The sequence below is a fragment of the Pseudomonas baetica genome (assembly GCF_051216495.1).
Lineage (GTDB): Bacteria > Pseudomonadota > Gammaproteobacteria > Pseudomonadales > Pseudomonadaceae > Aquipseudomonas > Aquipseudomonas baetica_B.
This window is the reverse complement of the sequence record NZ_JBPKAM010000017.1, coordinates 1-17580: the sequence shown is the minus strand read 5'-3', so window position 1 is coordinate 17580 and position 17580 is coordinate 1. Positions and strand designations below refer to the sequence as shown.

Here is a 17580-nt window from a genome sequence, read left to right as displayed (position 1 = left end):
TTTTTTCGCTGCGGTGTGTTTTCTTTTCGGGATGAGTCGTCGCAGTTTAAGTGTCAGGATGGTACTCAGGTTTGTCTTGCAAGCGCTTGTTTCAGCCACGATTTTTTTAACATTTGAAACCATCAGGCGGTGTATCATTGCGGCCGTCAGCCCCGCCGGGGCTTGTGGAATACCTCCATGGACTTACCCAGTAGTTACTCAGTAAACCGTTTTTCCAATCAAGAATTGACTGATTGATCCTTCCGGCGTGCTCCACTGCTGGGAGTGGAGTTCGCCTATGTCTGAAGTTGAAGTAAAGAAAACACAGGAAAGCTTGCAGGACCGCCTTGCTCAAGTTGTTGAGCTGTTGCAGCGTCAGCGAGTGGTTGAAGACCTGACCCACCGTCAGGAAGGTCCGCATCACGACCTCGTCGAGAACCTGGTTCATCGGCAAAATCTTGTCGAATTGCAGCGCAAGCTCGATGACCTGCACTCCGCCGACGTCGCCTACATCCTTGAGGCCTTGCCGCTGGATGATCGTCTGACGCTCTGGCAATTGGTCAAGGCAGATCGCGACGGCGACATTCTTCTCGAAGTGTCCGACTCTGTCCGTGAGACCCTGATCGCCGACATGGATGATCATGAGCTCCTGGCTGCGGCCAAGGACATGGATGCCGACGAACTTGCTGACCTGGCCTCCGAGCTGCCGCGAGATGTCGTCCACGAGTTGATGGAAACGCTGGACCAGCAACAACGTGAGCGCGTGCGTTCGGCCTTGTCCTATGACGAGGATCAGGTCGGTGCATTGATGGACTTCGAGATGGTGACGATCCGTGAGGATGTCAGTCTTGAAGTGGTATTGCGTTACCTGCGTCGCCTCAAGGAGCTGCCAGGCCACACCGATAAACTGTTTGTGGTTGATTATGACGGTGTCCTCAAGGGCGTGCTGCCGATCAAGCGTCTGCTGGTCAACGATCCGGATAAACAGGTTTCTGAGGTCATGGCCAGCGATCCGGTGACCTTTCATCCGGACGAAGAAGCCTACGATGCCGCTCAAGCGTTCGAGCGTTACGACCTGATTTCCGCACCCGTTGTCGACAAGAACGGCAAGTTGATTGGTCGTCTGACTATCGATGAAATGGTCGACCTGATTCGTGAAGAGAGCGAAAGCGAAGTTCTTAACATGGCGGGTTTGCGCGAAGAGGAAGACATCTTCGCGTCAGTCTGGAAGTCGCTGCGTAACCGCTGGGCCTGGCTGGCGATCAACTTGATCACTGCGTTCGTGGCATCTCGGGTGATTGGCCTTTTTGAAGGTTCCATCGAGAAGCTCGTAGCGCTTGCGGCACTGATGCCAATCGTTGCGGGAATTGGTGGTAACTCGGGTAACCAGACGATCACCATGATCGTTCGAGCAATGGCCTTGGACCAGGTAAGTACCGGTAATACGTCGCGACTCATGCGCAAGGAGTTGGCGGTAGCGCTGATCAATGGTGTGATCTGGGGTGGGGTGATCGGTGCTGTTGCCTATCTTCTATATGGCAGCTGGTCTTTGGGAGTGGTGATGACTGCTGCCATGACGCTTAACTTGCTGCTTGCTGCGTTGATGGGGGTTTTGATTCCAATGACGCTTGCGCGTCTTGGGCGCGATCCCGCGATGGGGGCTAGCGTAATGATCACGGCCATGACTGACAGTGGAGGCTTCTTTATTTTCCTGGGGTTGGCGACGATCTTCCTGCTCTGATTCTATTGTGCTAAAGCCCGCCATTCGGCGGGCTTTTTTGTGGCTGGAATTCAAGCAAAAAAAAAGCCAGCGATCAGGCTGGCTTGATGTTTCAGTGTAAGTCAGGACGCGTCAGCGGCCATCTCGGCATCATGGGCGATAAGCGAAACGAGAGCGTTTTGCTGGCGGTGAGAGAGTTGGCGGAAGCGTTGCAGCAATTCACGTTCGTGCAATGAAAGCTCAGGGCTGTCCAAGCGCATGCTTAGCTCTTCGCCTAGAGCGCCTTCCTGAATAAGGCTTTGCTCAAGGCGTGCGATGATTTCGGAGTTCATGCTGCGATGATGATTGCGAGCCACCTCGGCAATGCGTTCACGCATTCCGTCTGGCAGACGTACGACGAACTTGTCAGCCGTACGGCTGGAATAGATTGCCTGTTTCAATGGGCGCATATATTTAACCGGTTAGTTCAGGGGAGCGGTTCTCGGGATTGGCCGCAGGATGTCTGATACGACAAGCGCTATGGCCAAATGTTCAACCTGAATTGATAGAGGCTCGCATCATGCCTCAAGGCAGCCAGATCATTGGCGTCAATTCTGTGACAAATATTGAACTGGATAAAGGCGTTATGCCAGCACCAATTATCAGAAATGCGGACTGGTTTGGAAAGCTGGTTAGTCCGTATCGCTGACCGCGTCCTCTGCCCGACCCAAATTTCAGGCGGGCATTTCATGCGAATCGATCACTGTTCCTTGCTCGTTACAGGATAGTGGCAATTGGCCGATTTACTAGGACTGGGTATCTTGCCGGGGCTATTTAGGATGGATGGCAAGGCGATTTGCCATCTGAGGCGGGTCAGGGGAGCTATTGAATCGTATCTGTTAGGCGTTTCTGGTGGCGTGATGACTGGGCTTGAATTGCGTGTTAAATCTTCGTCGATCTGTGAGGCATCGTGCCTACACTTAAAAAGCCCATGGATGACATGACAAAGACGGGCTTGCCCGTTAACATGCTCGCCGTCTATCGCTCTGCGTATCTTCGCAGGCAATTAGTGTCTCAGTAGCTCAATTGGATAGAGCATCCCCCTCCTAAGGGGAAGGTTGGTGGTTCGAACCCACTCTGGGACGCCATATAAATCAAGGGCTTACAAGATTTTTAGTTCCCTTGGTGAAGTCGCCTCGAAGAATTTTCCCCGTTCGTTCCCCGTTTTACGGGCGGGCAAAAAAAGCCGCCTGATGGCGGCTTTTTTCTGTCTCGACTTCTCACTCAGATGCCAAGCGATCCACCTGGGCAGCCATCTCGCTGTCACCCGCTGCGCGTAATGCAGCTGCGGCCAGGTACAAGGCATTCCGGCGGCGCTTCTCTTGATCGTGGCCCACCAGGCGCGGGCCTAGCAGGCTGTCTACGCACTCGTCCCACAAGGCGCAGTCTTCGGCGTCGGTGACGCCGCAGCGCTCCAGCATGGTCGGTTTCTTCATGGTCACTCAGCAGGCATCGGCGGGATAGGTTCGGACGGGTCCAGGTCGTAGTCGCGCAGCGCGAAGGCTGCCGGCTTCATCGACTCGCACAGCTTGCGGATGTTTTCGCCGCGCTTCCGGTTCTCTTCAGGCAGTCGCCAGTCATCCTCAATCCGACGGGCCAAGGCTAGCGTGTCGGATATCTGCTTCTGCATGTTCATTCGACAGACTCACCAGCGCGATGGATCAGGTCCAGGACTTCCAGGCCAATATCGCCACGCCCGGCACGCACCAGGTGTTCGATAGATTGGCGCAGGAGTTCAACGCCACCACACAGAGCGTCTTCACGCTCAGTTTGTGAGGCGTAGGGCGGCAGCAGGAAGACTTGGGCGTTTTTGGTGGCTTGCTTCACTTTGCTATTCATTTTCGGATAGTTCCTTCTCGGGGTTGTAATCGGCTGCTGCATGCAGAGCCAGGGTGATTTCCTCGCGCAGCACGTCCTTTAGTCGGCGTTCGTCTGTTTCGCCGACGATGGATTGAGCGACTCGGGTGGGGATCAGCAGGAGGTTGGTGCGCAGGACCACGCAGAATTGCTCCCATGCCTTCTGGCACTCCGACAGCGGGGCTACTTCTCCCATTTCCTTGGCTAGCTGAAGTTCCGCCAGGGTGGCTTCTGCTCGGAGTTTTCGCACACGTTCGGCGGTCAATTCGCTCGCCTTATCGCCCCCGGCCATATCCTCCACCAGGGCGGCGAAGGCATCGCCCAATGCGTAGCGGTTACGACTGACGCGGGGCAATCGGCCCGCCTCGACCAGTTGGCGAATGCGGCGTGTGCTGACGCCAGCCAGGGCCGCTAACTGGGCGTCGGTTACTTCCAGCGTGGTGAGGTCTTCAGCACTCACAGACCGAACCCTGGCGCGTCGAAATCGCCCACCAGGCAGCCGCGCTTCAGCATGCCACGGCGCACGCGCTGGCCCGCGCTAGCGTGCTTGTTTGCGCGCCACTTCGGGCGGCTGGCCATTTCCTTCGCGTGTTCGGCGTCAGCGTGATCCACCAGGGCGGCGCGACAGCGAGTGGCAAGGGTCTTGAGGTTGTCGGAAGTGCGGCGCAGCTCGGTCAGCAGCTCAGGCAGGGCGGCGTCCAGCGGCTGGCGTTTCAGTACGGTTTTCACAGCCTGGGCGTCGCGCAGTAGCTTGGCGGCGTCGGCCTCGATTTGGGTTTGCAGATCGAAAAGGGCGGTCAGGGTGTCGTCGGGTGACTTCATGTCTGTGGCTCGAAAAAATGGGGTGGCTTCACTGTTCGTGCAGCTCCACCGCCCCTAGGCTCTGAGAAAATGCCCCACTTGTATCCAACCCGGCAGGGGCCTCCGGGGGACAATCCCCGAGGAGGGATTCGTTTTAGGCCCGCAGGCCGCGTTCCATAGCACGCGCTGCGGCGGCGCTGATGCTTACCTTGAAGCCGGTTCTCTCAGCGATCTGGCGACGCTCAGCTTCCAGACGCTCAAACTGAGCGCGACTGAGCAAGACAGTGATCGGGCGAGGCTCTGCTTCATGTTTCATGTTCGTAGTCTTCATGTCGTCACCAGTCATTTACCCAACTGCGGCGCTTCGACTCGCCGCCGTTCTCGACCATGCGCAAATGATTTCTCACTAGGCTGGCCAGGTAGCGGCAGGCGCGTTGCAGCTGGGCTTCATTAAGTTCGGGGAATGCCTTGGCTAAGCGCTCGGTGTCGCTGTCGCCGTGAATCCAACCACTCAGGCCGGCAGGCTGAACAACGATGCGCGGGGTGCCGTCCTCGCCTGCGGGGCGCTGCACGAACGTGCAGCCCTCCAGGGCGGCCAGCACTTCAGCCGGCAGGGCGGTGGATTCCACCGCCTCGCCTTCCTTGCGCTCGCGGCGCAGCATTACGCGGCCACCTTCCAGAAGGCACCCGGAAGCGGCAGCAGCGCCTGGGCATTCAGGAAGCAGGTAAGGATCAGCTCGCCTTGCTTGTTGGTGCGCTCGGCCACCAGGCGGATATCTTCGTGTACTGCGACGGCCGCACGGCTGAAGCTGCCCACGATGGTTTCAGCAGTTGCCGGGGTCAGCTCGGCCAGCACGCCAGCGGCGCGCAGGGTGCCGTCCTGGCCAACGGCGGCGCCGTTTCCGGCGGTGCCCACCAGGGCGCGCAGCTCCGCGAACTCGACGCCCAGCGCAGCAGCAGCGCCAAGGCTGAAGTTTGCCGGGGTGCTGGCGGCGATGGCGGACAGCAGAACGGCATCTGCAGTGCGGGCGATGCCGAGCGCGATGCTCACCAGGGCGTTGTCTGCCAGCTCGCCGTCTTCGTAGGCCTTCTGATCGGCGCGGGACAGGGCAACGCGGAAGCCATGGCTGGGCATGGTGTCCAGGTCGATCAGGTCACGGTAGATCGGCAGCGAGCCATCGGCCACGTCGGTGCCATCGGCCACCAGGGCGAAGTCGGCGGCCTCGACCAGGGTGTAACCGGCATTGCGCTTTTGCCAAGCGATGCCCCCGCTCGGGATTGCCCGTGCTTCGTCGGCATCTTCCACCAGGATGATGCGGGCGCCGGCTTGAGATACGCGACTAGCTTGCAGCAGTACGCTGCTGAAGGTGGTTTGCTTGCCGGCCTCGGCGCCCAGTGGGACGCGCACCTGGTGCAGGCCCTGGTTAGCCAGGAACGGCGGCAGGCTCAGTTCGCGCAGGCTGCGGCTCATGACGCTGGCCGGTGCTTTCGGGATGATGTGGCGGACGGCGCCGGTCTGGTCATAGATGGCACTGGCTGCAGACTGGCGTTTAGCGTCTTCAAGCAAGCGTTTCAGTTCGTTCATTGGTGGCACGGCCTCGGGTTCGTGGGCGGTAGTTGCTGGAAACGATACGGGTGCCGTTGAGCGCGTTCCTCTTGGGCTTTTTCCGGAACTGCTCAGAAGCGAGGCCAGTTTCTAAGAGCTGCTGCGACGAATCCTCTTGTGGGATTTCCATCGGCCAACTGGAAACTGGAAGCGCAATTTTTGGGCACGCAGAAGGGCATTGACGCGGACGCTATGCCTCCGCCCTAGTCCGGCCGCCAGGAGGACCCGGAGCCTTACGGGGAAGGGTTGCGCCAGCCATGTTCGATTGATTGACCTGCACGTCTCGTCGTGCGCACTCGGCTGAATGAGCTAGCCTAAGGCCATCGTCAGCTAGGGTGGGGACTGCTATGGAAGGCTTGGTGGTTTTGCTGGCGCTGGCTGTGTGGGGCGGGTTCTGGTTCTTCGTGGTGAAGAGTCGGCGGAATAAGACCTTTGGTGCGCATGTCACTGGGGCTTTCGCAGGCTTTCTTGTTGCCATGATCCTCATAGGGGTACTGATGCCGAAGCCATCTCCAGAGGAGCAGCGCTCGAGGGAAGAGGCGGCTCGCATCAGAGCTGAGCAGCAGAAACTTGCGGACGCTGAAAACGCCAGGCGTGAAGCAGAGGCGGCCAAGCTGAAGGATCGCTCAACCATGGCGGCGATTATCTGCAGTAACTACGTAGAGAGTTCGCTGAAGGCACCAAAGAGCGCAGACTTTCCCTTCGGGCGCGCGGAGGGTGGTATTCGCCGCTTAGCAGATCAGCAATACGTCATCCGCTCGTATGTCGACGCGCAGAATTCCTTCGGTGCGCAACTCAGGACTTGGTACACGTGCAAGATTCAATACCACTCAGGTGAAGATGCCTATCCCCAGAGCTGGGCGTTGCTGGCACTCGATTTTGACGAGTAAAGGGAGGGCGTAAACGTGAAGCGTGACTGGGATGTAATTCGGGATGTGCTGCTTGAGGTCGAAGAGCTTAGTTCCCTTGCGGGAGATAGCGTCGCGTACGGCCTGGATGACGATGACGATGCGGTAAAGAGTGAGCACGCACTCCTCTTATGGAATTCACAATTCATTGCTGGCATTGATGCCGGCACGATGGATGGTCCTGCATTTATCGCAACAGGCTTGACCTGGGAGGGGCATGACCTGCTGGAGACGATGCGTAGCAAGGCAGTGTGGGAGCGCATCAAGACCACGGCCAAAGACAAGGGCATAGAGCTGACCTTCGACTCGGTGAAGGCTCTTGGCAAATACGCCCTCGACTGGGTCATCAATAACTAATCGCCGGCCCGGAGGTGAAAGGGTGAACGTTCACCTATGGACGTTCACCAGGCTGAAACCCTAGTGCCGCGCTGGTTTCTGCATCGTCGGGTGAACGAGTGAACGTCATTTCTCTAATAGACCACTGGGCGTTGTATGTCTGCACAGTGACGCCCCCATTCTTCTTTTGCCTCAATAGACGTTCACTCGTTCACCATTTCCCCCTGGAGGTCAGTAATCATGCGGGTTTCAGGTTGGTGAACGTCTGGGTGAACGTCTGGGTGAACGTCTCATTCGTTCACCCACTGGGCATAAGAAACCCCGCACTTGGCGGGGTTGTCTTGTGAGCTGGACTGGCCTCAGTAAGGGCGACTGGTTGAGCAGACAGGTACGTCGAAGAACAGGCCGGCTTTCGTGCGCTTCGGCACCCCGAACAGCGTACGCAGGGTCTGGCCGGCATCGTTCTTCTGTCGCTGGGTCGGGCGGTCGAAACCCATTTCAAGGAGAACGTCCGTGGCGGTCATGCGGCGCGTGATTGCGTCAGCAGGTGCAGCGCCATAGCGCGACTGGATGAGCTCCTGCACCGGGTCGGTTTGCTGGTGCTCGGCGTTCACCGCTTCCAGGCGCGCTTCCTCGTTGCGATCAAGCCACCAGCGTTCACCAGCTTGGAACCAGCCGAACACTTCAGCCCAAAGCTGCTGAGTGTCGATGCCGTGCGAGTAGTTCACGCCAATCACTGGAACAGTCCACCACCGAACGTTGCCGGTATCGTCGGCTAGGAACTGCTCTGGGTTGACGCTGGCAAAGAACACGGTGCGGCGCTGGAATTTCTCTTCTACACGGCCATAAGGGCGGCGGAACTGGTCCACGTCCTGGCTGATGAAGCCCTTTAGGCGCGCAATGTCCGCCTTGCGCAGCGTGCCGTCCAACTCGCCAAGCTCGACCAACCAATGCGACACCGCGCTGATTATGCTGTCCTTGTTGTCTGGGTTAATGGTGGCGTCGATCTTTACCAGGTCGCGCAATTCCTCGGGTAGCAGCGAACGAATCCACGCAGTCTTTCCCAGAGACTGTTCGCCCTGGAACACGAGCACGCCCTTGGACCAGAATCCGGTCGGTTTGGCTGCTGCAGCCATGGCCGACACCAGCCAGCGGCGCAGCAGAAGGGCCAACAGCTCTCGATCATAGCCTGGGCGTGTCTTGATGGTTTCCAGCAGCTCCATAAAGCGAGAGCGGCCATCCCATGGCTTGGCAGTGATGAAGTCCATTACCGGGTTCACTGCATTGTCGTCGCCGATGCTCAGCAGGAACGATTGGGTGTCGGACTTCGGCAGTCGGTTCAGTGCGGCTAAGCTCAGTACGGTATCAACTGCCTTGCTGCGCTGGTTGTCCGGCGTGCCACACTGGCCTGGATAGGTGGTGCGCAGGTCCTTGCGGATTACGTCATAGCGGACCACGAAACCATAGTGGTTCAGCATGTGCGCGAGGTTGGGAATGGTGTTTAGGGGCTGGCCGTTACTCGACGTGTGCGGCCAGCTCATTAGCGCTACGGGCGGCTGACTGTGAATGTCGCTCAGCTCGCGGTTGATCTCCGCGACCCTGAGCTTGGCCTGTTCCAGTCGCTTAGCATCGGCCTCGGTGATTAGTCCGTTCTCTGCAGCAGCAAGCCCGATTTCCTGCACGATTCGCTCGTGCTGATACTCGCGCTCAAGCTTCTCGCGGCGATACTCCATGCGCTTATCCGCCGTCATTGCGCTGGCGAACAGGTCACGGGTTGTCATTCCAGCTGCGGACATTACTTCTGAGGTTTCGCAGCCGCCAAAGCAGTGCACAAGCAAATCGCCAGCGTCCGTTTCCTTGATGCTCAGCGACGGCGACCTGTCAGGATGCGCGGGACAGCACGCTGTCCACTGACCATTACCTTTGAGGGACACACGCTGCAGGCGTGACAGGAAGGCGTCAACGTGCGGTGCATTCATGCTTCACCCCCATGCGTTGGCGGTGCTGCACGTCCACAGCCATGCGGAATGCATCCAGGGCGGTGAAGTTGAAAGGCAGTTCACGCGGAGCGCTGCCTGCCATCTGACAGATATCCAGGGCGTAGTTCGGGGCGGTGCGGATGACTTCCTGCGCTGCGGCTAGGCGCCGGGCGTTCAGCTGGGCGGCAGATTCGTGGCGCTCGATACGCGGGCAAATAACCAGGTTGGCGTAGTGCTGCAGGATGCGTTTAAACGTTGCTTGCTTACCCTTGGCTGGTTGATATGCCTGGCAGATTTTGGACGCACCTCGGGCGTTCCCGGCCTCCTGCCGGGTCGAAATTGCGCTCATGATTAAGCCTCGCTGATCAGCGAACGGCTATCCATCCAGGCTTGTACCTCTGAGGCGAGCCAGCCGACTCGGCGCGGGCCGATCTGGCGACCTTGTGGGAACAGTCCATCGCGGCACCAGCGCCAAAGAGTGACGCGGCTGATGCTCAGGGTATTGCAAACGGTTTCTGCGGAAAGAATGCGGTCTGTGTGCTGCATTTGTTGTCGGTCCCTTGCGAGGCCGAGGCGATGCGCGATGCTTGACCAATGATGATCAGTGACGCAGCATTAACAGGCGTGTGAGAAGCGCTCTGATATTGCCTCGGCATTTCAGACTAGGGGCTGGGCGTTGTCCAGACGTCCAGCTCCCTCCTTTTTTGAGAGCCCAGCCACTACGGCTGGGCTCTTACGTTTCAAGATTCTACATATACATAATCTATTGTGAAGCGCTGTTTGATCCATTATTTACATGGGTAAACAGGTTTTTTCGCAACCCGACGAACGGTCTCATTGGCGTTCACGCCCCTTCATTTTCGCGACCGCCCACCTTCCTCCGTTTCGCCAAGACGATGACGTTTTTGTCCGTCCCCGGCTCGCCGGATGCCAGGCCATCTAGATAGTTGCCCCACATTTGCAGGGCGGCGGTCTTCTCAGGTAGGTAGCTGTTGCGGTCGTAGTGCTTGGCCTGTACGCCTGTTCGACCATGCGACAACAGCCAGGCCCGCACATCAGTCGAAACCCCTTTGGCAGCTAGCAGCGTCTCGCACGTTGCCCTGACGCGTTGCCAACTGAAGGGGCTGGTCTTGCCGACAGCGACTAATGCTTTGCTTGCGTCACTGAAGATGCGGGAAACAGTGTCCTTGTGCGCCTGCATATCTGGCAGCAGCGCAAACGGTCCAGGACCGATTGGATTAGCGAGCAGCGGCGCCATGATTTCATTGATGCGCGGCGTGATCGGCAGCAGATGCTCCCAAGCCTCTGCTTTTCGTCCTTTGGCATCCAGCAGGCAAATAGAGTCTTCGTCGATGTCCTCCCAGCGCACGGCAAGCAGTTGCTTTATACGCTGCCCCCCGAGGTAGATCAGGGTCTTTGCGATGGCCTGTTTTCGCTCTGGAAGGCTGTCCAGGAAGTGGAGTAGTTCGGTCAGCTCGGCAGGCGCGAGTGATTCGGTGTTCCCGCCCTTGGCGTCCTCGATAGCGGGAATGAGCGCAGCCGGATTGCTGCTAACGGCAAACCACTTGTTAGCGCTCTTGCCCTTCTTCCCGACAGCCAGGTGAGAGGCAGCAGCGTGATTGAAAGCTGTCCGAAGGTATCGGCGCAGTTCGTCGGCAGTGCTGCGCATATTCGTAGAAGGAGCGGCCGCCTTGTTGCCAATTCCGCGAGCTTTCGGTGCTCGTTCTAGTACCGCTGACAACAGTTCGGAAATTTCTTCAGGCTGGATTTCGTTCGCGTATTTGGCGGCAAGGGTAGGGCGGAATTCCAGGACGTTGACGCGAAATAGTGAGCGCACTTTGCGAGCGCTTGCCTTGCCGGACTGGTCCAAGTGATCGGCGTAGGCTTCAAGCATCTCCCCAAAGGTCCCGCGCCTGGATTCTTCTTCTGCCTTCTTCTTGAGTAGGGCGCGGTCTACCTCTGCAGCAGCTTCGCGCTCTGCCTTCAATTCAAGGTACTTCTCAAGGCTCCCCGCTGCTCCGGCCTCGGTGGCGACGCGCAATGCCTCGGCGCGTAATTCGTTGAGGGTTCGCTCCTCGGTGCCAGGTTGTGGTTTCTTGGCGAGGATGCCGAGCTGGAGGCGTTTATCGGTGGATGCAGTGCGCTCCCTGTAAAAAGCCAGGATCGCGCCGGACGCCTTGCGCTCCAGCAGCAATGTTCCTTTTCCCCTTGAGCCCACCGGCTCGGATTGGCGGCTTTTTACTGCATGGGCCTCCATCTCTGTGAGGCGTGCACGTTTGGCCATTGTCTTTCCCCGTTCCTTCCCCGTTTCTCGGGCAAAGTAATGCTATCTAGTGAAACAAGGAAAAACAACGAAAAGCCTGAAAGCGCCGTGGTATAAGGGTTAAGGATTATTTTGCGTGAACTGGTGAAACGGTGCGAAAAGACTGACCTTACCACTCCTAAGGGGAAGGTTGGCAGTTCTTATCCGACATTGATTTTACTGCGCATTAGGAAGTCGCCGATTCTTGGGGGATGCAGTGTAGAAGCACCGAATTCCACTGCACATTGAGACTGCTTCTTTAAGCTACTGATTTTGCGTAGAATATAGGTGTAGATTGGCGGTAAATGTGATGTCCTCTTAGTTCAACGGATAGAACGAGCCCCTCCTAAGGGCTAGATGCAGGTTCGATTCCTGCAGGGGACACATCCTTTCAGCGGTTCTCCCTTCGTATTGGTACCATCGCGGATGGATTTCAATCTCGGGCCTTTTCTGGCCTGCTCCTGGCAAGCTTCAGCCCCTACGCTTTCCTTGCTGCACTCGTTCAGCCGATCATCATTTTTCTGATAGCTACCGTAGCGCTCGTTACTGCACCATGGTTGACTTCTTTGATCGAGTCCCAGTCCTCAACTGAACATGCATTCGATCTTGTAGGTCAGCGCAAAATATAAGGCTTCAAATCGTCTGCGATTTATAGTTCGCCCTCTCGACTTAAAAGTCTTCGGCATCGCCTTGATCGCCGCTAGCTCTTCTGCCAGTAGCGAAACGCCGTCGACCTTGCCAGTCCAAGTAGCTGCGCTACTTCTGCCTGACTCAATCCTGAAGCCTTGAGCTCTCTGACAGCATCAGCATTCTTGGTATTCCCAGGTTTTCCGGGAGACCTCTTCTTCAGTTCTTTGCCCACAATCAAGTGCGAGAAATCGACATCCGTTTGAGTCGGTAGGGTACGAAGTGAGATCGAGTTGGCGGTTGCGCAGCGACTAGATTTGATTCTTTTCTCTGATTTTCTTGCAGTATCTGGAAACAGTTGCTGGGCTGAGCTCAAGATTCTTAGCAATATCCTTTTGATCCAACCCTGTCCGTAGAAGGGCTTCGATCTTTAATTCAATCACTTTCTGACGCGATTCATTAGAGAGCCCTTCTGCACTCTGAGCTCGGTCAACCTCATTCTGGAATGCCTCGAGCAACCCGCTCTGACCGAGAAGGTCAGTATCGGCAAGAGCGCCCTCCATCGTCTCCTGAACCGACTGTCCCTTCCGTACGGATTCACACAAGGCGATCATCACAAGTGGTTCGATTTTCAGAACAGCAGCAATGGCAACGACCTTATCTAGCGTGACGCTTGAGTTTCCGTTCTCCAGCCAGCTTGTGTAATGACGCCCCATCGCTTCTGAGAATTCATCTTGGCTCATGCCCTTTGCTTTACGCAGAGCTCGCAGAGTGACCGCGAATGCGTGCTTCATTGGCATTTTGCATCCCCAAAAGGCAGGGATAAAGCCATGTTGCTTCGATTTCATCGACCGTATATATTAGGCAAGTGAAATCGAATGGCTTAAGCCTTCGAACTTATAAAGTTTGCACAGCTTCCACTCGGCTTTTTCCCGTACTTAAACAATAGCCATAAATTGCCAGATCGTTGGGGGAGTGGCCGTGCGCGAAATTCCTGCCGCCGAGCTCAAGAAGCGGCGAGCAAGACAGCGCAAACCCACCTTCATGGGAGCATGTTTTTAACCAGTCGCCGTACTTCGAACGGTTGCACTGTCGAACGAGGAAACCCGCTTCATGTTTATTTCAGATGAGTCTTGTTTGGTTGGCTTCCCGGGCTTCCCCGGGCCTGGCCGAAACGCTTGGCGCATGGTCGAGCGTGACTCAGAGGATCTTTGGTACCACGTCCGATTTCGCATTCGTGAAGGAGGTAGATCGCGGGCTAAAAAGTGTATGCCAGCTGACAGCTCTGTTCTGGCTCACCTGCTATCGCAACGCAGTCCAGATCACACGATTGAAGAAGTACAAGTTGTGACGGCGCCTCATATGAACGGCAGCGCATCTGATCGCATGGAAAGGCTTGTCAGCCTGGTCATGGGTTACGACCAAGCCGGGGAGTGCGTCTTGCTCCATAAGGTCGCTAGCGGAGCTGTATACAGCAGCGCTAGAGATAACACCGACGCCGGCTCACTCACTGGCATTCGGACGATCTACGAAGATACGAAAACTGCACCGTCAGCAGTCCAGGAATTCGCTGAAGACTGACCAATGGCCACTTCAATGAAGTTACGAATCTATTCAGATCTGCACCTCGAGTTCGCTCGGTTCGATCCCACCCCAAGCGATGCAGACGTCGTCGTCCTCGCTGGCGACATCGATCTGAAATCACGTGGTGTGATATGGGCTAACGAAATTTTCCAGTGCCCGGTGATATACGTCTGCGGAAATCATGAGTATTACGGCGGCCACACCCAGCGCACGCTCCGCAAAATGAAAGAGGCGGCGGCTCCTCATGTCCACGTCCTCGAAAACGAAGCCTTGATCCTGAACCAAGTAAGGTTTTTGGTCACTACTGCTTGGACGGATTACTCGTCGACCGGAGACGTTGCTGCCGCGAAACGCGTCGCTTGGGAATGGATGAACGACTTCACCGTCATCAGAACAGATGAGAGTTACCGTCGCCTCCGTCCAGATGACTTGATCGTTAAATCCAAAGCAGCTTATGCCTGGCTCACACAGGAACTGGACAAGCCCTTTGATGGCAAAACCGTTGTAGTTACGCACCATGCGCCGGTGTTGAATTTCGTTGCTGATGATCTTCCCGTACACCTGATCGCAGCCTATGCCAATGACTGGCCGGAACTCGTGACCAAGGCCGATCTTTGGGTTTACGGGCATACCCACGTCGCAGCAGATTTCATCAAGAACGGATGCCGTGTGGTTTCAAATCCTCGCGGGTATCCAAATCAAAAAACAGGTTTTGATCCGAGCTTATTGATCGAGATTTGAGAGCAATGACTCAAGGATGAGCCTTCGTCACGACCCAGTTCACTCAAACATAAAGCAGCAGGATGCACGGCTAGTCATGTGCTCTATACCTAACCGGATAAGAAGATTGATATGGTCACTTTGGATGAAATCGCTCAGCTCCTATACGGTACCGAAGGGAAGATTTCGGGCTGGAACGGCTCCCAGGATGAATTGATTTCTCTGGCGGAAAAGATGTTCCCTGGCAAAGCTTTTTGCGTGGTGCGGCAGTGGATCATGATCGATCTCACTGTGACACCTGAGGAGAAGGAGAAACTGACAAGCTACGGACTGCTACCAGCCACCTTGTATGCTCATGAAGTAGTCCTGGACAGCAAAGGACGCTTCCAATCCGGCATGTGGATGCGGAGCAGTTTTGGAGTCTCTTTCAATAACGGCTGTATGTTTGAAACCAAGAACACCGTCTACTTATTACAGGGTTCAGGGTTGAGAAAAGAGGCCAGTGTAGGTGCTGCTTTTTCGATGTCAGCTGGATGAGTGATACGTGCCGGGAAGTTATTTGAATTCGTCTTGGAGCCTTTTGGGGATGTCTGAAATCATCGAAGTCGAGTTTCACAGTAAGAAACTGAGCGATTTTCAGCTGTGTCGTCTGGTGAGAGCGAGTGATCGAAAATATAGCGTGCCGATTACAGCTTTCATCAGTGACGCATTCATCGCGGAAGATCGGTGCCTTGGCGTGTCTTTCGATCACGTTGGCCAAGGTGATGCGTATCGTCCGGCGGATGGTGGCCTACTTCGAACTGAGAAAATTCAGAGGGCCTGGAAAGAAGGGCGTTACTGGCTACTTGAAACTCAAAACGGCAACTACGTACTCGGCAGCTTCCTGCGAGGTATCGGACGGAAAAGCTTTCGTGAGTTTCTTGAGACAGGTGAGCGTTGCTGAGGCGCAAATTCAGCATCGTTCCAACATCGCGATTGTCATGCGCACACTCAATCACCTGTGACTACCTGGCTTTTGAAGGCGCTGGCGCGCAGGGGCGATTTCATCGTCGGTGCATGCCTATCCATAGCGTCCTCGATCAACGCTTGAGTACTCATCTATGAGCGATTTTTTGCCTTGGAGCACGATATGGGACATCTCAGCTTGGAGGACATTTACCCCGATGAGGTGAGGGAGTACGGTCACATGCGTGTGGGTATGACCGACCTCTATGTGAAGGAAAATCACGTCATACATGGCGCTACTACGCTCGGCGAATGCCGCGATTTGACTCGCCGCTTGTTGCGCGACGAAACAGTGCAAATGATCATCAGCGCCAAACTCGCCACGTTGCCTGATTACTACGATCCGTGGATCTGGCAGATCAATCGAAATCGCGCCTTGCATGCCAAGTACGGGGACAAATTCGATCCTTGGGGAGACGACTGACAGTCCGATTTCCACAGTCGTTTTTGGGGCGCCTCAACACTCACTAAGGCATCAGAAGCTCCGTACGTCGTCGCTGAAAACGCCGTGGGCTTCCACGTATTCGTTGTAGGCATTAACGGCCTCGCAGTTCTCTGTCTGCCATCCTTCGCACTGCTTCCTCCTCAGTGCCTCGGCCAGAGCCGGCTCCAATTGAATTTCCTCCTCACTCTGCATGGTGTTGTTTCCTCAGCAGCGATAGGCAAGCTTACACTTAAGCGAGCATCCTATTTTATACGGCCAATTACACCGTTCCTGATTGCAACATTCCAGCTTGCACGGCTAGCCGCTTACGCGAAGAAGCGACTGCTTTTGGTCGTTCAAGTGAAGCCGACGATATCGTCCGAAGTGAAATTGACCTTGTCGCGGCCACTGTTTTTGGCCGCATACAGCGCCTTGTCGGCTTCGTTGAGCCAGGCGTAGGGGGTGGCCATTTCACTGCGATACGGCGCAAGGCCGATACTCAGACTGACCCGCAGCTCAGGAAATTGCTCATTGCGATAGCTGCCCATCGCCTGCCGCAGACGCTCCATTGCGTCGCAAGCCTGGCTCAGTGAGCTGTTGAGCAGAATCGCGCAGAATTCGTCACCACCATAGCGACCCGCCAAGTCGCCTTGGCGAAGGTTTTTTTTCAGTTCAGCGCTTAGCTGACACAGCACACCGTCGCCGACGATATGGCCATAGGTGTCGTTGATTTTCTTGAAGTGATCGACATCGATAATCGCTATGACCGCTTCACTGCGCTCTTGCCGGCAGGTGAAAAAGCGCAAGTGAAGCAAGTCCTTCAACGACCCATGATTGAGCAAGCCGGTAAGGCCGTCGGTACGGCTCAGAACGCCGAGTTTTCGTTTATGTTCGGCGAGCTTGATGGCCAGGCGATAACAGACCCCACCCACGGCCAAGGGGTAAAGCGTCAGCATTGGCAGGCAGGCATAGATCTGCAGCTGGGTGGCCGCAAGTACCAGCCCCGGGCCGAACAACGCGACCGACACCAGCATCCCGGCACCTTGGGCCAAAGCACCCTGCACAAACAGGCGCTGGCCGCCGGCAGCGATGTTGTTCATCGTCATCATCGAAAGGATGGTGACGGTGGGCAGTGGATTGAATTGCATGGTTGCAGCCCAGAATCCGCCTAACAATGAATCGTAAAGCAGGTTGCGGCGCTCTGCCTGATAGGGCTCGCGCGTACGAGTGGCTAACTGATAGGCCAGGTGCGGCCAGGCCAGACCGTTGAAAAACAGAAGTATCCATACCCATCCTGGCAAGCCGAGTGGCGCGATCGCGGCCAGTACACTGAGCATACCGATCGACAGTCCGATGATGCGTGGCGGGTAAATCCGCTTGGCGAACGATAATCCTTTGCCGATTTTATTTGCTTCATCCCAGACGCCAGTCACGTTCAGCTTCCTCTATCGTCCTTCCAGTTTGGGAAAACATTTCTATCGTAAGTCCGAGCTACACCGCCTTGCAGTTTAAACCACTGATTCACGCGCTAGATTGGTAATCACCTTTCGAACGACCGCCCCTGGTCGATTCTGTTGAAAAAGTAGCTCCCCTGTCTGGCCTGCTGCAAAATCTCTGCATTGGCCGGTGGGGGATCACACAGCATGATGGGACAGTTATCGAGTGGGCAGGAGCGACTGTTTTACTCGTTCAA

Annotated in this window: 23 protein-coding genes and 2 tRNA genes; 9 read left to right on the top strand and 16 right to left on the bottom strand. The window is 56.1% G+C overall.

Annotated features, from left to right (window positions below):
- Positions 1–277: 277 nt before the first annotated feature.
- The gene (gene mgtE / locus ACSFE6_RS08895) at positions 278–1720 is read left to right on the top strand and encodes a magnesium transporter (protein WP_435427252.1); all 1443 of its coding nucleotides are present in this window, start codon (positions 278–280) and stop codon (positions 1718–1720) included.
- 101 nt (positions 1721–1821) lie between these two features.
- Here the strand turns inward: mgtE and ACSFE6_RS08890 are convergent, their stop codons facing one another.
- Complete coding sequence (locus ACSFE6_RS08890) at positions 1822–2148, bottom strand: Arc family DNA-binding protein (protein WP_003178899.1); 327 nt, start codon at positions 2146–2148, stop codon at positions 1822–1824.
- A gap of 601 nt (positions 2149–2749) precedes the next feature.
- Between ACSFE6_RS08890 and ACSFE6_RS08885 the strand changes: the two genes are divergently transcribed.
- Positions 2750–2826: transfer RNA gene (locus ACSFE6_RS08885), tRNA-Arg, on the top strand.
- A 132-nt stretch (positions 2827–2958) separates the two neighbouring features.
- Here ACSFE6_RS08885 and ACSFE6_RS08880 read toward each other — a convergent pair.
- The 8 genes from ACSFE6_RS08880 to ACSFE6_RS08845 all read right to left on the bottom strand — a co-directional run bounded on the left by ACSFE6_RS08880 (position 2959) and on the right by ACSFE6_RS08845 (position 5981).
- Positions 2959–3174, bottom strand: coding sequence for a hypothetical protein (locus tag ACSFE6_RS08880; RefSeq protein WP_435427251.1), 216 nt, complete (start codon positions 3172–3174; stop codon positions 2959–2961).
- Between the two features lie 2 nt (positions 3175–3176).
- Complete coding sequence (locus tag ACSFE6_RS08875; RefSeq protein ID WP_435427250.1) at positions 3177–3374, bottom strand: hypothetical protein; 198 nt, start codon at positions 3372–3374, stop codon at positions 3177–3179.
- Entirely contained in the window at positions 3371–3577 is a 207-nt protein-coding gene (locus ACSFE6_RS08870) for a hypothetical protein (protein ID WP_435427249.1), read from the bottom strand. The genes ACSFE6_RS08875 and ACSFE6_RS08870 overlap by 4 nt, the downstream gene beginning before the upstream one ends.
- On the bottom strand, positions 3570–4055 hold the full coding sequence (locus tag ACSFE6_RS08865) for a hypothetical protein (RefSeq protein WP_435427248.1): 486 nt from the start codon (positions 4053–4055) through the stop codon (positions 3570–3572). Before ACSFE6_RS08865 ends, ACSFE6_RS08870 begins: the two co-directional genes overlap by 8 nt.
- Positions 4052–4417 carry a hypothetical protein gene (locus ACSFE6_RS08860; protein WP_435427247.1) on the bottom strand — a complete coding sequence of 122 codons (366 nt, stop codon included), beginning with the start codon at positions 4415–4417 and terminating at the stop codon, positions 4052–4054. Before ACSFE6_RS08860 ends, ACSFE6_RS08865 begins: the two co-directional genes overlap by 4 nt.
- 133 nt (positions 4418–4550) lie before the next feature.
- Positions 4551–4712, bottom strand: a complete 162-nt coding sequence (locus ACSFE6_RS08855) for a hypothetical protein (protein WP_435427246.1) — start codon at positions 4710–4712, stop codon at positions 4551–4553.
- Between the two features lie 19 nt (positions 4713–4731).
- Positions 4732–5058, bottom strand: coding sequence for a hypothetical protein (locus tag ACSFE6_RS08850; protein ID WP_435427245.1), 327 nt, complete (start codon positions 5056–5058; stop codon positions 4732–4734).
- The gene (locus ACSFE6_RS08845) at positions 5058–5981 is read right to left on the bottom strand and encodes a hypothetical protein (RefSeq protein ID WP_435427244.1); all 924 of its coding nucleotides are present in this window, start codon (positions 5979–5981) and stop codon (positions 5058–5060) included. Before ACSFE6_RS08845 ends, ACSFE6_RS08850 begins: the two co-directional genes overlap by 1 nt.
- 368 nt (positions 5982–6349) lie before the next feature.
- Between ACSFE6_RS08845 and ACSFE6_RS08840 the strand changes: the two genes are divergently transcribed.
- Together ACSFE6_RS08840 and ACSFE6_RS08835 are read left to right on the top strand one after the other, a co-directional pair.
- Positions 6350–6892 (top strand): hypothetical protein, encoded by a 543-nt coding sequence (locus ACSFE6_RS08840; protein ID WP_435427243.1) that lies wholly within the window; start codon positions 6350–6352, stop codon positions 6890–6892.
- A 15-nt stretch (positions 6893–6907) separates the two neighbouring features.
- Positions 6908–7267: a DUF2513 domain-containing protein gene (locus tag ACSFE6_RS08835; protein WP_435427242.1), complete on the top strand. Its 360-nt coding sequence runs from the start codon at positions 6908–6910 to the stop codon at positions 7265–7267.
- 338 nt (positions 7268–7605) lie between these two features.
- Here ACSFE6_RS08835 and ACSFE6_RS08830 read toward each other — a convergent pair whose 3' ends face one another.
- The 4 genes from ACSFE6_RS08830 to ACSFE6_RS08815 all read right to left on the bottom strand — a co-directional run bounded on the left by ACSFE6_RS08830 (position 7606) and on the right by ACSFE6_RS08815 (position 11509).
- Positions 7606–9225: a VapE domain-containing protein gene (locus tag ACSFE6_RS08830; protein WP_435427241.1), complete on the bottom strand. Its 1620-nt coding sequence runs from the start codon at positions 9223–9225 to the stop codon at positions 7606–7608.
- Complete coding sequence (locus ACSFE6_RS08825) at positions 9206–9574, bottom strand: hypothetical protein (RefSeq protein WP_435427240.1); 369 nt, start codon at positions 9572–9574, stop codon at positions 9206–9208. Before ACSFE6_RS08825 ends, ACSFE6_RS08830 begins: the two co-directional genes overlap by 20 nt.
- Before the next feature lie 2 nt (positions 9575–9576).
- Positions 9577–9771 carry a helix-turn-helix transcriptional regulator gene (locus ACSFE6_RS08820; RefSeq protein ID WP_435427239.1) on the bottom strand — a complete coding sequence of 65 codons (195 nt, stop codon included), beginning with the start codon at positions 9769–9771 and terminating at the stop codon, positions 9577–9579.
- Between the two features lie 298 nt (positions 9772–10069).
- Positions 10070–11509, bottom strand: a complete 1440-nt coding sequence (locus ACSFE6_RS08815) for a tyrosine-type recombinase/integrase (protein ID WP_435427238.1) — start codon at positions 11507–11509, stop codon at positions 10070–10072.
- 330 nt (positions 11510–11839) lie between these two features.
- Between ACSFE6_RS08815 and ACSFE6_RS08810 the strand changes: the two genes are divergently transcribed.
- Positions 11840–11911: transfer RNA gene (locus tag ACSFE6_RS08810), tRNA-Arg, on the top strand.
- 554 nt (positions 11912–12465) lie between these two features.
- On the opposite strand, the gene ACSFE6_RS08805 is transcribed toward ACSFE6_RS08810, so the two are convergent.
- Positions 12466–12954, bottom strand: a complete 489-nt coding sequence (locus ACSFE6_RS08805; RefSeq protein ID WP_435427237.1) for a helix-turn-helix domain-containing protein — start codon at positions 12952–12954, stop codon at positions 12466–12468.
- A 796-nt stretch (positions 12955–13750) separates the two neighbouring features.
- Between ACSFE6_RS08805 and ACSFE6_RS08800 the strand changes: the two genes are divergently transcribed.
- The 4 genes from ACSFE6_RS08800 (at position 13751) to ACSFE6_RS08785 (ending at position 15887) form a co-directional block, all read left to right on the top strand.
- Positions 13751–14479 (top strand): metallophosphoesterase, encoded by a 729-nt coding sequence (locus ACSFE6_RS08800; RefSeq protein ID WP_435427307.1) that lies wholly within the window; start codon positions 13751–13753, stop codon positions 14477–14479.
- 111 nt (positions 14480–14590) lie between these two features.
- The gene (locus ACSFE6_RS08795; protein WP_435427236.1) at positions 14591–14995 is read left to right on the top strand and encodes a DUF6957 family protein; all 405 of its coding nucleotides are present in this window, start codon (positions 14591–14593) and stop codon (positions 14993–14995) included.
- A gap of 49 nt (positions 14996–15044) precedes the next feature.
- Positions 15045–15401, top strand: coding sequence for a hypothetical protein (locus tag ACSFE6_RS08790; RefSeq protein ID WP_435427235.1), 357 nt, complete (start codon positions 15045–15047; stop codon positions 15399–15401).
- Between the two features lie 255 nt (positions 15402–15656).
- Entirely contained in the window at positions 15657–15887 is a 231-nt protein-coding gene (locus ACSFE6_RS08785; RefSeq protein ID WP_435427234.1) for a hypothetical protein, read from the top strand.
- Between the two features lie 51 nt (positions 15888–15938).
- Here ACSFE6_RS08785 and ACSFE6_RS08780 read toward each other — a convergent pair whose 3' ends face one another.
- Positions 15939–16100 (bottom strand): type II toxin-antitoxin system CcdA family antitoxin, encoded by a 162-nt coding sequence (locus ACSFE6_RS08780; RefSeq protein WP_435427233.1) that lies wholly within the window; start codon positions 16098–16100, stop codon positions 15939–15941.
- A gap of 143 nt (positions 16101–16243) precedes the next feature.
- Positions 16244–17320 carry a diguanylate cyclase gene (locus ACSFE6_RS08775; protein WP_435427232.1) on the bottom strand — a complete coding sequence of 359 codons (1077 nt, stop codon included), beginning with the start codon at positions 17318–17320 and terminating at the stop codon, positions 16244–16246.
- Positions 17321–17580 lie beyond the last annotated feature (260 nt).

What these genes read in the sequence shown, in the direction of transcription:
- mgtE (WP_435427252.1), top strand. Translation starts at nt 278, where the DNA reads ATGTCTGAAGTTGAAGTAAAGAAAACACAGGAAAGCTTGCAGGACCGC.
- ACSFE6_RS08890 (WP_003178899.1), bottom strand. Translation starts at nt 2,148, where the DNA reads ATGCGCCCATTGAAACAGGCAATCTATTCCAGCCGTACGGCTGACAAG.
- ACSFE6_RS08880 (WP_435427251.1), bottom strand. Translation starts at nt 3,174, where the DNA reads ATGAAGAAACCGACCATGCTGGAGCGCTGCGGCGTCACCGACGCCGAA.
- ACSFE6_RS08875 (WP_435427250.1), bottom strand. Translation starts at nt 3,374, where the DNA reads ATGAACATGCAGAAGCAGATATCCGACACGCTAGCCTTGGCCCGTCGG.
- ACSFE6_RS08870 (WP_435427249.1), bottom strand. Translation starts at nt 3,577, where the DNA reads ATGAATAGCAAAGTGAAGCAAGCCACCAAAAACGCCCAAGTCTTCCTG.
- ACSFE6_RS08860 (WP_435427247.1), bottom strand. Translation starts at nt 4,417, where the DNA reads ATGAAGTCACCCGACGACACCCTGACCGCCCTTTTCGATCTGCAAACC.
- ACSFE6_RS08855 (WP_435427246.1), bottom strand. Translation starts at nt 4,712, where the DNA reads ATGAAACATGAAGCAGAGCCTCGCCCGATCACTGTCTTGCTCAGTCGC.
- ACSFE6_RS08850 (WP_435427245.1), bottom strand. Translation starts at nt 5,058, where the DNA reads ATGCTGCGCCGCGAGCGCAAGGAAGGCGAGGCGGTGGAATCCACCGCC.
- ACSFE6_RS08845 (WP_435427244.1), bottom strand. Translation starts at nt 5,981, where the DNA reads ATGAACGAACTGAAACGCTTGCTTGAAGACGCTAAACGCCAGTCTGCA.
- ACSFE6_RS08840 (WP_435427243.1), top strand. Translation starts at nt 6,350, where the DNA reads ATGGAAGGCTTGGTGGTTTTGCTGGCGCTGGCTGTGTGGGGCGGGTTC.
- ACSFE6_RS08830 (WP_435427241.1), bottom strand. Translation starts at nt 9,225, where the DNA reads ATGAATGCACCGCACGTTGACGCCTTCCTGTCACGCCTGCAGCGTGTG.
- ACSFE6_RS08825 (WP_435427240.1), bottom strand. Translation starts at nt 9,574, where the DNA reads ATGAGCGCAATTTCGACCCGGCAGGAGGCCGGGAACGCCCGAGGTGCG.
- ACSFE6_RS08820 (WP_435427239.1), bottom strand. Translation starts at nt 9,771, where the DNA reads ATGCAGCACACAGACCGCATTCTTTCCGCAGAAACCGTTTGCAATACC.
- ACSFE6_RS08815 (WP_435427238.1), bottom strand. Translation starts at nt 11,509, where the DNA reads ATGGCCAAACGTGCACGCCTCACAGAGATGGAGGCCCATGCAGTAAAA.
- ACSFE6_RS08805 (WP_435427237.1), bottom strand. Translation starts at nt 12,954, where the DNA reads ATGCCAATGAAGCACGCATTCGCGGTCACTCTGCGAGCTCTGCGTAAA.
- ACSFE6_RS08800 (WP_435427307.1), top strand. Translation starts at nt 13,751, where the DNA reads ATGAAGTTACGAATCTATTCAGATCTGCACCTCGAGTTCGCTCGGTTC.
- ACSFE6_RS08795 (WP_435427236.1), top strand. Translation starts at nt 14,591, where the DNA reads ATGGTCACTTTGGATGAAATCGCTCAGCTCCTATACGGTACCGAAGGG.
- ACSFE6_RS08790 (WP_435427235.1), top strand. Translation starts at nt 15,045, where the DNA reads ATGTCTGAAATCATCGAAGTCGAGTTTCACAGTAAGAAACTGAGCGAT.
- ACSFE6_RS08785 (WP_435427234.1), top strand. Translation starts at nt 15,657, where the DNA reads ATGACCGACCTCTATGTGAAGGAAAATCACGTCATACATGGCGCTACT.
- ACSFE6_RS08780 (WP_435427233.1), bottom strand. Translation starts at nt 16,100, where the DNA reads ATGCAGAGTGAGGAGGAAATTCAATTGGAGCCGGCTCTGGCCGAGGCA.